The sequence below is a fragment of the Monoglobus pectinilyticus genome (assembly GCF_002874775.1).
Taxonomy (GTDB): domain Bacteria; phylum Bacillota; class Clostridia; order Monoglobales; family Monoglobaceae; genus Monoglobus; species Monoglobus pectinilyticus.
Genome location: NZ_CP020991.1, coordinates 2,181,588 through 2,194,445, shown reverse-complemented (window position 1 = coordinate 2,194,445; position 12,858 = coordinate 2,181,588). Strand labels below are relative to the sequence as shown.

The window sequence follows — 12,858 nt, the reverse complement described above, 5'->3', positions numbered from 1 at the left end:
TACTTAGTTATCTATTGATATATTTGACCATGTAACCGTAAATTTACAGAATTTTCATTTTTAAAACATTTTATAACTTATATTTTTAACTTTTATGTATGAACTTTGCTGTAATGTCCATGAATATCAGGTTCATTAAAATCATCACAAAATATTACAGTCTTATCTTTTCCGGTTCGTTTTGCTGAATACAACGCTTTGTCGGCATTATCAAGCAATTGCTCAAAATTTGGTTTACAATTATATTTTATAGGTACCACTCCAATACTAACAGTAACAACACCTTTACTTACAGCAGAATGTGAAATATTTAAATTCCGAACGGCTTGATTTATTTTTTCGAACACACTGCTTATATCCGCAATATCAGGATCATGTAAAACCGCTACAAATTCTTCACCTCCGTATCGATAAAAAGTTAAATGATAAATCCCTTCTAATTTTTTTAAACATAACCCGATTTGTCTAAGGCAATCATCTCCGGTCTGATGTCCGTAAGTATCATTATATAGTTTAAAGTCATCAATATCCAGTATCGACATAGCTGTAACTGGTTCTTTATAAACACCATTCTCATATTCAATAAAAAAATCAAAAAGTTTACGCTTATTAAAAAGCTGTGTAAGAACATCTGTCGTTTCACGAATATGAGCTTGCCTTTCAAGCTCAAAATTTTTTAGTCTGACGATTCTAAAATATTCACCTAAGGTAACTCCTAACACAAAAGAAAAAATTGAATTAACTATTTCATCAATAACCAGCGACGGCGCTTTATGTAAATAAATCATGCTAATATAAAATACCAAGAAAAAAAACTCAGTAAGTATTATTCTAATTGATTTATCAAGTACAATAATAGGAAATGTAAGTAAAAGCGCCAAAACCATAACCCCAATATCATTTGGGGTAATAAAAGAGCCTGTTAGAGTGAAACATACAACCGCAGCTGTGAAAACGACGTAAATGCTCCAAATCCCAACATACTTCTCACGAAGTTTAATCAAAAGATAAAAAGCTGCTAAAATCAAAAATACGCTAAAATATACAATTCTCAGATTGTAATATGATGGTATAAACATAGACGTAATAAAAAGCATAAAAAAGCAAAATCCGCCTATTTTAAGTATAACCTTTGTAAAGTCATTATTACTATCAACAACTTTTTCATAATTATCAGCCAGCAATTGCTTTTCTTTATATACCTCATTAGTATACAGGTTTTTAAATTTCATAACAACCCCCCCCTTTAACAAATATTTACTAAAATATAGAATTCTATTATTAAAAACGACAACTATAATTCCAATTTTTAAATGAAAAACACAACTAACAGAGTTCAAGACAACTTGTATTTATTAAAAAGCAACACCACAAATTTCAACTATTTTAAATACATTTTTAACCAAACGCTGTCTTTTTAAATTATTTTTTCATACACAAAAAGCTGTTCAATTCACCAACCAATAAGTTCATATGAATCAAACAGCTTCACCCAAATTATGTTATTATATTCCGCATATTATAAATTAACTTTCCTTAAGCGCTTTTACCTGTAAGTAGCCGACGCTGCAGTTTCCTCCGTCTTTGCGAGCCTGCTGCAAAGCTTCGCCAGCCATGTCCAGAAGCTTCTCAAACTCGTCGCACTCGCATTCCACAACGTCGGTATAACCGCAGCTTACTGTAATCTTTTCTTCCTCAGTTCCCTGGAACTCAATATTAAGACCCTTTATAAGGACGGACAAGCCCTGGCACACCCGCTGTATTCCCTTATAATCATGTATGAGACTGACGGCAACAAGACTTGTTCCGCCATACCTGTAGACGATAAGTTCACCCGGGTCAGAAATCTTCAGCATACAATTACCTATTTTTCTAAGACATTTATCTCCCATTTCCCGTCCATATTTTGTATTGTATTCTTTAAACATATCTATATCAATAATAGCCAAACTGCAGAGAGATTTTGCAATCCTCGTATCGTTCTTTCCCGACAAATCCTCAAGCAGCTTTTTATAGTTAGGCAGACCCGTGAGTTCATCAACCTGTGTCTGCCTTGCCAAAATCCTGCTGCTGTTTATTCCGCTTATTCTTATTTTAAATATCTTAGCGTTTATTAAGATACCCATTAAAAGTCCTGCGGAAGAATTCAATATATCAAATGAAGAATATTTAAAATCTTTAAGCATAAATGTCGCACCACAGAAAAGCAGCCATAAAACCACCGAAAAAGGCAGAACATGGGATTGTTTATCAAATATAAGCATTGGCAAAAACGAAATCAAAACAATAAAAGCCGTTGCAGTGCCTTCCGGAGTTTGATAAATCCCGGCTATCGCGCCATACGCCATTATCACCGACGTCAAAAAATATGTCAGCACAAGCGAATACGGCAGCAGTGCGTCAAAAGCCACGCAGGTTAAAACAAATATAATTGCCGAAACTAAAAATTCCATAAAATAAGTCATTCTCAAATCGGCTATAGACGGCAAAACTAAACTAACAAGATAAAGCAGCAGCATAATTAAACCCGATGTAAAAGAAATCTGCTGCAAAAACAATAGGTTTGTTTTTTGTATTTCATCATGATTTATTTCAAACAAAGACGCGTCAGTATTAAGACCTAACAAATTCGCCAGTCTGTATTTAATATTTTTCATCAGTATCACCCCGCAGAAATATAGTAAATTATAACATATTGGGTGAAAAATATCAATAGTTAAATATTATGAACGCCGGCTCAGTCCTGCTGTCCGCCTAAAAGTTCCGCAATTTTAAACTTTATTTTTATTTCCGGACGGTCTGACTCGGTTATCAGCTCATATTCAGACGCAGTCAGCTGGGATTTTAAAAGCTCGTCCGTCTCATCCGGAACGCTTGCAACCCCGTCAACAAAGCATAGCGGAGGATACATAACACACCACCAATTTTTCCCTTTGGCGGCGCCTATTTTTATGTTTAACGCATTATATTCCCCTCTTGGAAGTGATACCACACTATCTCCCGGCCGCTCATATTGTTTTGTGGGAAAAGAACACTGCGTAACCTGACAGTCGGCATCATAATTATAACCATTTTCGGTTATGACCTGCTCAGCAACATATTTTATAAATCCTATATTATCAGCGGCGGTTTTGATTGACTGTTCCGCGGAAACACAGTTTTCAAACAAAAATCCGCATCTGTCCACCACTTCATCCCTAACCTTAAGTTTAAGCGCCTGATCCTCATCTGAGTCACTGTTTGCAACGATATGTAATCTGAGCACACTATCCTCAATATCGTTGACCTGCCACGAAATATAAGAAACTGCTGTGACAAGAACCAGCGCGGCAGCGCAGATAACTCCGAATACTCTCATCAAATTTACTTTTGGCATAATTCTTCCTCCTAAAACTTTTGCTCTTTAAAATTTTAATGTAATAAACTTCCTATTCTTCCATAAGTTATATCATGTTATAGATTTTTAACATATTTTTATAAATTATACCTATTGAAATTATCGCGAAATATGTTAAAATAGATATTTAGTGCTGCGGCTGTCAAATCCGCAATAACATGAAACTTTTTGGAAAGAAGGTTATTTATTTGGAAAAATTAAACGTATGCGTCATTTTCGGCGGCGTGTCAAGCGAACATGAAATCAGCAAGATATCCGCCGCTACGGTTATTGACTCTCTTGATACTGCCAAATATAATATACATAAGATTTTTATTGATACTGAAGGAAACTGGATTTATTTTGATAAACCAACGTCTGAAATATCCACTCTGCCGGCCGGAGAATATGACAAGGCCATCATTTCTCCATCGCGCGGCGATAAAGGGCTTTTAAGATTTAAAAATAATGGAGACATTGAAAATATAAAAACAGACGTTATTATCCCTGTTCTCCACGGCAAAAACGGCGAAGACGGAACGATACAGGGACTATTTGAAATTGCCGGCATCCCATATGTTGGCTCAGGAGTTCTAGGCAGCGCTGTATGTATGGACAAATGCGTGGCTAAAATTCTGTTTAAAGAAGCAGGGATACCCCAAGCAGACTGGATTACCGTCAGAACCTCGGATATTTCAAATGATAACTGGATAAAAAATGTTGAAGAAAAACTGGGCTTCCCTTGTTTTATAAAACCTTCAAACGCAGGCTCATCTGTGGGTATCAGCAAGGCGCATAACAGAGAAGAGCTTATCGAAGGTGTGAATCTCGCCTTTGAACATGACAGTAAAGTTCTAATTGAGGAATTCGTTGCCGCAAGCGAGGTTGAAAGCGCGGTCATAGGAAACACAGACCCTATGGTTGCCGAAAATATTGGTGAGATTGCTCCGGCTAATGAGTTTTATGATTTTGATGCTAAGTATAATGACAGCAGTTCCAAAATAACCATACCTGCCAATGTGACCAAAGACGTTGAAGCCAAACTCAAAGACTATGCGATAAGAGCGTATAAAATATGCGAATGCGGCGGTCTGTCTAGAGTTGACTTTTTTGTTGACAAAGAGAGCGGCACAGTCAGATTAAACGAAATAAACACTCTCCCAGGCTTTACCTCCATAAGTATGTACCCTAAAATGTGGGAAAAGAGCGGTGTCGGCAACTTTAAACTGCTTGACAACCTTATAAATTACGCCCTAGACAAAAACAATAAATAAGGTGATATATAATGGATAATAGACCAATAGGTATTTTTGACTCCGGTCTAGGAGGTCTTACATGTGTCCGCGAGGTCATGAAGATAATGCCGAATGAAAACATAATTTATTTCGGCGATACCGGAAGAGTTCCGTACGGCACAAGAAGCTCCGCTACTATAGTAAAATATGTGCGGCAAGACATAAATTTTTTAAGAAAATTTGATATAAAATTTATAGTCATAGCCTGCGGAACCGCCAGCAGCGCCGCCCTTCCGCATATCACAACAGAATACGACACCGATATTATCGGAGTGGTGGAACCTGCCTCAAAATTGGCAGTGAATGCTACCAAAAACGGACGCATTGGAGTTTTAGGCACCAGCGGAACAATAAACAGCGGAAAATATTCCGAAAAAATCGGGAACTTAAATCCCGAAATAAAAGTCATATCTAATGCTTGCCCTATGTTTGTTCCGGTGGTAGAAAATGGATATTCTGATTCTAAGATAGCGAGAATGCTTGCGGAGGAATATCTTGACGTTATGCTAAAGAATGATGTTGACACCATTATACTGGGCTGTACCCACTATCCTCTGCTGAAAAAGACAATACAAGATGTGGTTGGGGACGGCGTGACCTTGATTGATTCAGGCGCCGCTGCGGCCGGTGAGGCTAAGAGGATAATGGAAATGCACAGACTTCTGTCCGGCAGCAATGAGATTGGCGGTGCAAAATATTATGTCAGCGACACAGTTCACGGATTTGAAGAACTCGGAAGCCTTTTTCTCTCTAAAAAAATTGAGGGCGACGTTGCAAAAATTGATATAGAAAAATACTGAGAGGTGAAAATATGGAAAACAATGCAGTTATATCCATACGCACAAACCAGGAGTTAGACGGTGAGCAGGAGACAATTGCTCTCGATACAGTCGGCAAGTATGCTATCAGAAACAATAAAATATATATAATTTATGATGAAAGCGACATGACCGGTTTTGAAGATACGACCACTACCATAAAAGTCAGCGACGGTAACGTGAGCGTTCGCAGAAGCGGACGTTATACTTCAAAAATGAATTATCTGACAGGTGAAAAAAGTCTCTGTCTGATAAATACGCCGTATGGACAAGTCGGCGCCGCAATAACTACCGAAAATATAAATTTTGACTTTGGCGATAACGGCGGAACTCTCAATATGAATTATCTTTTAGACGCCGACAACCAAAATTTTATAAAGAATAATATGACGGTTACAGTTAGAACAGACAGCGTCACGGAATCAAAATCTGAAATTAATTAGTTGTCCGCTCCGGTTTTCTGATGTTTCTGTGTTGAAATGCGAAACGGAATTTAATAGAAAACCGTCGGCGGAAAATATTTAATAATAAAACTATATACGATTACAAAGGGGAAAACCGAATGAGTATCATAGACGGTATAAAAAGTGAAATAATCGAAAAAATCAGCGCAGGCTATAAAGAGGCCGTATCAAACGGCAGTTTGCCTGAAACCGATGAAAATATAGATATAAGCAGCCTTGCTAAACTTGAGGTGCCTAAGGACAAATCTCACGGAGATTTTGCCTGCAACATAGCCATGGTTTTGGCAAAACAGCTCAAAACCGCGCCTAGAAAAATTGCAGACGCTATAACCTCGAATATTGACAAGTCCGGAGATATAAAAGATATCGAGGTTGCAGGAGCCGGATTTATAAACTTTTACCTTGCCCCTGACTGGCTGTACAGAACTATGGAATCTATCGAAAAAGAAGGCAGTGATTACGGAAAGATTGATCTCGGCAAAGGCAAAAAGGTGATGGTCGAGTTTGTCAGCGCAAATCCTACAGGTCCTATGCACATGGGCAACGCCCGCGGCGGAGCTCTCGGTGACTGTTTGGCCTCCGTGCTTGAATACGCCGGATATGATGTAACGCGTGAATTTTATATAAACGACGCCGGCAACCAAATTGAAAAGTTCGGCAAGTCGCTCAGTGCCCGTTATATCCAGCAGTTAAAAGGCGAGGATGCAATTGAATTCCCTGAAGATGGTTATCAGGGCGGAGACATAACCGAACACGCAAAAGAGTTTATAAAGCTTTATGGAGACAAATACCTGGACTGCGGCGAAGATGAACGCAAGCAGGCTTTGATAGATTATGCGCTTGAAAAAAATATATCAGCACTCAAAACTGACTTGGAAAAATATAGAATCAATTATGACGTGTGGTTCAGAGAAAGCCTTCTTCACAAGAACGGCGAGGTAACGTCTGCAATTGAACGTCTGCGCAAAAACGGATATACTTATGATGAAGACGGCGCTGTTTGGCTGAACTGTGAAAAGATGGGACTGGAAAAGAATGAGGTTCTTGTCCGCCAAAACGGAATACCTACTTACTTTGCCGCAGATATTGCCTATCATATAAACAAACTTGAAACCAGAAATTTTGACCTTGCTATAAATATTTGGGGAGCCGACCATCACGGCCATGTTGCCAGAATGAAAAACGCGCTCTCAGCAGTAGGAATTGATTCCGGCAGACTGGAAATTGTGCTTATGCAGCTTGTCCGTCTTATGCAGGACGGAGAGATTGTCAGAATGTCTAAACGTACCGGAAAGGCAATAACTCTGAACGACCTCTTAGAAGACGTTAGCATTGACGCGGCTAGATTTTTCTTTAATATGCGAGGCGCCGGAAGCCATTTGGATTTTGACCTCAGCCTTGCAAAGGAACAAAGCAATGACAATCCGGTATTTTATGTTCAGTATGCGCACGCCAGGATTTGCGGAATACTGAGACTTCTGAGTGAAGAGGGAATTAACGTCAAACCTTACGCCGAAATAAAGCCCGAACTTTTAACTGATGAAACCGAGCTGGATTTATTAAAGAAGCTCAGCGATTTGCCTGAGGAGATAAGAATATCGGCTGAAAGTTTGGAGCCGTCAAAAATGACGCGTTATGTTATGGATTTGGCTTCCGCTTTCCACACGTTTTATAATGCCTGCCGTGTTAACGTTGAGGATGAAGACCTGCGTGACTGCAGAATGAAATTGATTGACTGCACAAGACAAGTTATTGCAGGGGTTCTGAATATGCTTAAGATTACTGCCCCTGAAAAAATGTAGGAGGTGCTTATGAAGAAACTAACAGCAGGACTGCTTATTGCCGCATTAATAATAGTTTCAGCCATGCCGGCCTTTGCGTTTGATGAAAACAAGATAATAACGAACCTATCGTCATATACCGGTGTTCTGTTTTTATCTGACTGGAAAGATGAGGGAATCGTTCTTAAAAATGTAAAACCTGTAATTGTGAATGAAGAAAACACTGCTATTGCCGCACAGCTTGAATATACTGAAATTCCTGCCTTTGGAGGGAATATCAAAAACGGAAGCAATGGCGAAGAACTGGACCTTAGTTCCCTTGCATGGTTTTTGGATATGAATGTAAAAGTTACAGTAGCCACTCTTGCCGGCGGCGGTTATAGAATAGTATCAGTAACTACAATATAATATAAATTTTATGGGGGCTTTCTGCCCCTTATTATTTTAGGAGGTATAAAATGAAAAATTTCAAAAGATTGTTAGCCGCTGCGATAGCGGCCTCCTGTTTGGTTCTCCCATTTGGCGGAACCGTAACGGCGGACGAGCCTGAAACAGCTGTTTCGACTGCGGCTCCTGCAGATCAGTCTCAAAACGGGGAATTTATATCTGATTACGTAAGTCAGGTTATAGACTATCTTTCTGTCTATGCTAAGGATGGTGTTAACCAGCTCTCATTATATAAAGCAGGACTGCTTGAGATATTAAAACAGCATCCGGAACTTTATGAAACCGTTATGAGCGCGATTTTAGGCTCAATAGATGAACATTCGGTCTTTTATAAAAGCGGAGAATTTGAACAGTTTATTTCACAGCTTGAAGGAGCTGTAGGCGGTATTGGAATAACATTTAATGAATCGAACGGAAACCTGATAGTAGGTTCAGTATATGAAAATTCTCCGGCAGCTAAAGCCGGAATCCTGACAGGAGACATACTCTACAGCGCTGACGGCAATAATCTTCTCGGCGTTAGCATAGAAGTTGCACAGAAATATATCAGAGGTCAGGTTGGATCCCCTGTGACCGTCGGAGTTTTACGTGAAGGTGTCGACGATGTTTTGTACTTCACTTTGACCAGAGAAGAAATCGGTGAGAAACAATCTGTGGCGTATAAAATTGTTTCCGCTCCCGATGAACAGAACGAACAGAATTCAGCTAAAGTTATGTATATAAAAATCTATGGTTTTATGGACAATACATCAGACCAGTTTGACGCTGCCGTTAAGGAGGCTGACAGTCAGAATATAAATAATATTATTATAGACGTCCGCGATAATGGTGGTGGTTATATAACCCAGGCGGTAAAAGTAGCAAACTACTTTGTTCCGAATGGAAACGTAATCGTTACTGAGGACCACAAAGTTGATCTTTTTGATATTACATACAAGTCTAACAATGAGAGAACTCAGAAAAATGACGTAGTTGTATTGGTAAATGAATACTCTGCCAGCGCCTCTGAAATTTTAGCGGCCGCAATAAAAGAAAATGAAGTTGGAGTTTTGATTGGAACAAAAACTTACGGTAAAGGGACAGTTCAGAGCAGCGTCTCATTAAAAGACGGCGAAGCTATGAAATATACTGCCGCATATTATCTGACGCCGAGCGGAGAAAATATTGATAAAATAGGAATAACGCCCGACGCCGTTGTTGAGAATGGTTCCGTGCCGTTTGATTATTCAGGTTACGAGGATTTTGATTACAGCAGAATATATAATCCCGGCGATAGCGATGCTAATATATCCAAAGCTAAAAAGATACTGAATGTCTGGGGCAGGTATAACGGAAACATCAATGACCCGTATTTTGACAGCGAACTCGAAAGCGCTGTAGCCCAGTTCCAAAACAATCAGGAGCTCTTCCCATATGGTGTGCTTGACTTAACAACACAAAGAGAGTTGTATAACGCGCTACAGAACACTACAGTAATTGTTGACAACCAGCTCGAAGCCGCATTCAAGCATTTTGGACTAAAAGCTGAAATTATTGAATAAAAAGTAATACAAATTTAACAAAAGACGGCTGAATTGCCGTCTTTTTTTATTGAACTTCTTAGAAAAATATGGTATAATACCATCTGTAAGTTAAATATATATTAATAAATAAAACTTTAGAGGAGGAAGTAAAATGAGAAAGTATTTGTCTGAGTTTATAGGAACGGCCGTATTGGTCATCTTTGGCTGCGGCAGCGCTGTTGCTGCCAACAATCTGATTGGTGACGCCAATTTGGTTATGACCGGCAGCGCGCTGGCGCTTTCTACATTACTGATAGCATTTGCTTTTGGTTTATCAATTGTTGCCATGGCATATTCTATCGGAAACGTATCAGGCTGTCATATCAACCCGGCAGTTTCAACCGGTATGCTGGTTTCGGGTAAAATGACGGTAAACGATTATATCGGATATCTTATTTCACAATTTTTAGGCGGTATAGCCGGAGCTGCAATTTTAGCTTTACTTTTAGGAACCGAGAATGGTTTGGGTCAAAACGGATTTGGTGAAGCAAGCGCTCTTGGCATAGGAATGTGGCAGGCATTCCTGGTTGAAGTAATCCTGACATTCGTATTTGTCATAGCTATTATCGGCGTTACGTCTAAAATAGAAAACGCCGCTGTTGCCGGTTTAGTAATAGGGCTTACCCTTACGCTGGTACATATCTTAGGTATTCCATTCACAGGCACTTCAGTAAACCCAGCGAGAAGTTTCGGACCGGCGCTTATAATGCTGTTTGCAGGAAAGAGCCTGCCTATGGCACAGGTTTGGGTGTTCATTGTTGCTCCTCTGGTCGGAGGAATTTTAGCGGCATTAGTTTATAAAGTTATCGCACCATCGAATAAAAAATAAATACAGTTTAAATATTAAACGGCATGCTATAATATATAGCGTGCCGTTTTTACACAACTATTTAGTTCACATAAAAAACTCAATGCGGCAAACTACTACTGCTGCTTGATATTCCTATAGTGTCAATAATTCAAATATGCAAACATTAAGGTTATTTTTTAAATCTTGTTTACATCGCTAAGCAGCAGTATCATTATTGAGAATATAGAATTATCTTACCTTCCGCCGACACCCATTTATAATTTAAAACACAAAATAAATCTAATAAAAAAGCCTGACATTCAGCCAGGCGAAATTTTAAATTATCATAGAATATCAACTTTTTTGTTCTCTTCTTCCTCTTTCTTAAAAAAGTTTAATTTAGACTTTCCAGTATCACCAACGCTTTCCCTCTCATCGCGCTTGGTCAATAAATATTTTCTTATAGCAAATAGCGCTGCAATGGCCGCCACTTCAATAAGAATATCCAAAGCTGATTTATGAACCAGAACCAACTGTCTGGCAATCGCAAACAAAAGAACTTCCACCACTGTTTCGGGAGTATGCCGGCAAAGCATTTTTATAAACTCTACGCCGATAGCAAGTATCATTGCCTTGTCAAGAATAGTCTCTAATATTTTATCCCCGCCGCTGAACACGCTGAGGTTTATCATCTCAAGGAATAATCTGACGCCTAAAATCACAACTGCTATACCTATCACGCAGGAAATTAAAAGTTCCAGCAGATAACAAAATTCAAACATCTTCTTCTGTATCTTTTGCCTCATATCCTTTCCCTCCCAATATATCTACATACTAATATAATACCAAACATATTAATTTAATAAATAAATTATAACATTTGGAACAATAAAAGTAAACAGTTATATTTTGTCTTAAAATTTATCTTTACCGGCAGTAAAATATATATAATTGACTTTGATGACTAAACTTGATATAATTAGACTATATTTGTAATTTCAAAAGGGGAGAGATTATGCGAAGAATTAATAATGAAGACGTATCTCTTAAAAAGAAGCGGGATAAAAGAAAAATAATTCATACTATACTTAGTATTTTGGTCATTTTGGTTATGGTAAGACAGTTCTTTATGGAAAACTATGCAAATGTCTTTACATGCGTACTGACCTTGATTTTATTTATGATTCCATCATTTGTGGACAGAAAATTAAATATAAAACTGCCTATTGCTCTTGAGGCCGTAATAATGTTTTTTATTTTTTCAGCCGAAATTTTAGGCGAAATTCAAAGCTTTTATACAATAATTCCGCTTTGGGATACAATCCTTCATACCATAAACGGATTTATGATGGCCGCTATAGGTTTTGCTATGATAGATATTCTTAATCAGGACCCGCACTTTCATATCAATATGTCTCCTCTTTTCGTAGCGTTTGTGGCGTTTTGCTTTTCCATGACTATAGGCGTCATTTGGGAGTTTTTTGAATATGGAATGGATCAGTTTTTTCTGACCGACATGCAAAAAGACTGGTATGTTCCAAACATTTCCTCTGTCTTGCTGAACCCCAGCGGGTTAAACGACCCTATCATAATAAAAGATATTACCAAAACGGTCATATCGGGAACGATAAACGGTGTTCCGCAGGATTATGCCATAACCGGTTCATATTTGGATATTGGCTTAATAGACACAATGAAAGATATGTTGGTTAACTGTCTCGGCGCAATAATATTCTCTATTTTTGGATTTTTCTATATAAGAACACGAGGCAAGGGAAAGGTTGCGTCAAGCTTTATTCCGCAGCTTAAAACTGAAGAAGAAATAGAGGCAACCGAGGCTATGCTGAGAGCCAGAAAAGATGAGATTAAAAATAAAAAAGATAAAAAATAGCATATCACTTAAAGCGTTTGAAAGGTGACTTTTCAAAATGATTAGAAATGCAACTCTATCTGCCTGGATATACAGGCAAATTTGACCGCAATGCTTTTAGATAATCATATAATAAAATCTTTGAAAACTGAATTTTCAGAGATTATCTCTCCCCAAAAACTCTGTTTTCTTTCTCATTTTTGAAAAATAGGTGCATGTTGGATTTGTCCAATGCCAATTATGATATGATTATTTTGAAGGAACTGAAATTTGCCCGATTGGGTATCTTGAATGAATTTTTATACAAAGAAATTTTCCGTGCTAAAGGATACTCAAAAAACTACTGCACGAATGTGAGCAATGGGCTATAAAGGCTGTTATGGTTTTACCAGTGATTGTGAACTTAGCAGCGAGACTATCAGACTGTTTCATATCAGTGCAAGATTTAAATAATC

General features: G+C 38.2%; 12 protein-coding genes. 8 read left to right on the top strand and 4 right to left on the bottom strand.

The annotated features are described in order from the left end of the window. Positions 1 to 92 precede the first annotated feature (92 nt). The 3 genes from B9O19_RS09240 to spoIIR form a co-directional block, all read right to left on the bottom strand. Positions 93 to 1,232, bottom strand: coding sequence for a GGDEF domain-containing protein (locus B9O19_RS09240; protein ID WP_102366146.1), 1,140 nt, complete (start codon positions 1,230 to 1,232; stop codon positions 93 to 95). Between the two features lie 294 nt (positions 1,233 to 1,526). Next, on the bottom strand, positions 1,527 to 2,657 hold the full coding sequence (locus tag B9O19_RS09235; protein ID WP_102366145.1) for a GGDEF domain-containing protein: 1,131 nt from the start codon (positions 2,655 to 2,657) through the stop codon (positions 1,527 to 1,529). Positions 2,658 to 2,737: 80 nt separating this feature from the next. Continuing rightward, positions 2,738 to 3,376 (bottom strand): stage II sporulation protein R, encoded by a 639-nt coding sequence (spoIIR, locus tag B9O19_RS09230; protein WP_102366144.1) that lies wholly within the window; start codon positions 3,374 to 3,376, stop codon positions 2,738 to 2,740. Positions 3,377 to 3,585: 209 nt separating this feature from the next. Between spoIIR and B9O19_RS09225 the strand changes: the two genes are divergently transcribed. From B9O19_RS09225 to B9O19_RS09195, 7 genes are all read left to right on the top strand, one after another. Further along, positions 3,586 to 4,650, top strand: a complete 1,065-nt coding sequence (locus B9O19_RS09225) for a D-alanine--D-alanine ligase family protein (RefSeq protein ID WP_245862914.1) — start codon at positions 3,586 to 3,588, stop codon at positions 4,648 to 4,650. Between the two features lie 11 nt (positions 4,651 to 4,661). Beyond that, positions 4,662 to 5,471 (top strand): glutamate racemase, encoded by an 810-nt coding sequence (gene murI, locus B9O19_RS09220; protein WP_102366142.1) that lies wholly within the window; start codon positions 4,662 to 4,664, stop codon positions 5,469 to 5,471. 11 nt (positions 5,472 to 5,482) lie between these two features. Further along, entirely contained in the window at positions 5,483 to 5,932 is a 450-nt protein-coding gene (locus B9O19_RS09215) for a DUF1934 domain-containing protein (RefSeq protein WP_102366141.1), read from the top strand. A gap of 119 nt (positions 5,933 to 6,051) precedes the next feature. Next, positions 6,052 to 7,755, top strand: a complete 1,704-nt coding sequence (gene argS, locus B9O19_RS09210) for an arginine--tRNA ligase (protein WP_102366140.1) — start codon at positions 6,052 to 6,054, stop codon at positions 7,753 to 7,755. Between the two features lie 9 nt (positions 7,756 to 7,764). After that, the gene (locus B9O19_RS09205) at positions 7,765 to 8,142 is read left to right on the top strand and encodes a hypothetical protein (RefSeq protein ID WP_102366139.1); all 378 of its coding nucleotides are present in this window, start codon (positions 7,765 to 7,767) and stop codon (positions 8,140 to 8,142) included. Positions 8,143 to 8,192: 50 nt separating this feature from the next. Next, complete coding sequence (locus B9O19_RS09200) at positions 8,193 to 9,722, top strand: S41 family peptidase (protein WP_102366138.1); 1,530 nt, start codon at positions 8,193 to 8,195, stop codon at positions 9,720 to 9,722. A 133-nt stretch (positions 9,723 to 9,855) separates the two neighbouring features. Beyond that, complete coding sequence (locus B9O19_RS09195; protein ID WP_102366137.1) at positions 9,856 to 10,572, top strand: MIP/aquaporin family protein; 717 nt, start codon at positions 9,856 to 9,858, stop codon at positions 10,570 to 10,572. A 305-nt stretch (positions 10,573 to 10,877) separates the two neighbouring features. Here the strand turns inward: B9O19_RS09195 and B9O19_RS09190 are convergent, their stop codons facing one another. Continuing rightward, positions 10,878 to 11,339: a phosphate-starvation-inducible PsiE family protein gene (locus tag B9O19_RS09190; protein WP_102366136.1), complete on the bottom strand. Its 462-nt coding sequence runs from the start codon at positions 11,337 to 11,339 to the stop codon at positions 10,878 to 10,880. 209 nt (positions 11,340 to 11,548) lie between these two features. Between B9O19_RS09190 and B9O19_RS09185 the strand changes: the two genes are divergently transcribed. Beyond that, on the top strand, positions 11,549 to 12,424 hold the full coding sequence (locus B9O19_RS09185; RefSeq protein WP_245862913.1) for a hypothetical protein: 876 nt from the start codon (positions 11,549 to 11,551) through the stop codon (positions 12,422 to 12,424). The last annotated feature ends 434 nt before the right edge of the window (positions 12,425 to 12,858 follow it).

Bases quoted from the DNA above. Each gene is read 5' to 3' on its own strand.
- B9O19_RS09240 (WP_102366146.1), bottom strand. From the start codon at position 1,232: ATGAAATTTAAAAACCTGTATACTAATGAGGTATATAAAGAAAAGCAA.
- B9O19_RS09235 (WP_102366145.1), bottom strand. From the start codon at position 2,657: ATGAAAAATATTAAATACAGACTGGCGAATTTGTTAGGTCTTAATACT.
- spoIIR (WP_102366144.1), bottom strand. From the start codon at position 3,376: ATGCCAAAAGTAAATTTGATGAGAGTATTCGGAGTTATCTGCGCTGCC.
- murI (WP_102366142.1), top strand. From the start codon at position 4,662: ATGGATAATAGACCAATAGGTATTTTTGACTCCGGTCTAGGAGGTCTT.
- B9O19_RS09215 (WP_102366141.1), top strand. From the start codon at position 5,483: ATGGAAAACAATGCAGTTATATCCATACGCACAAACCAGGAGTTAGAC.
- argS (WP_102366140.1), top strand. From the start codon at position 6,052: ATGAGTATCATAGACGGTATAAAAAGTGAAATAATCGAAAAAATCAGC.
- B9O19_RS09205 (WP_102366139.1), top strand. From the start codon at position 7,765: ATGAAGAAACTAACAGCAGGACTGCTTATTGCCGCATTAATAATAGTT.
- B9O19_RS09200 (WP_102366138.1), top strand. From the start codon at position 8,193: ATGAAAAATTTCAAAAGATTGTTAGCCGCTGCGATAGCGGCCTCCTGT.
- B9O19_RS09195 (WP_102366137.1), top strand. From the start codon at position 9,856: ATGAGAAAGTATTTGTCTGAGTTTATAGGAACGGCCGTATTGGTCATC.
- B9O19_RS09190 (WP_102366136.1), bottom strand. From the start codon at position 11,339: ATGAGGCAAAAGATACAGAAGAAGATGTTTGAATTTTGTTATCTGCTG.
- B9O19_RS09185 (WP_245862913.1), top strand. From the start codon at position 11,549: ATGCGAAGAATTAATAATGAAGACGTATCTCTTAAAAAGAAGCGGGAT.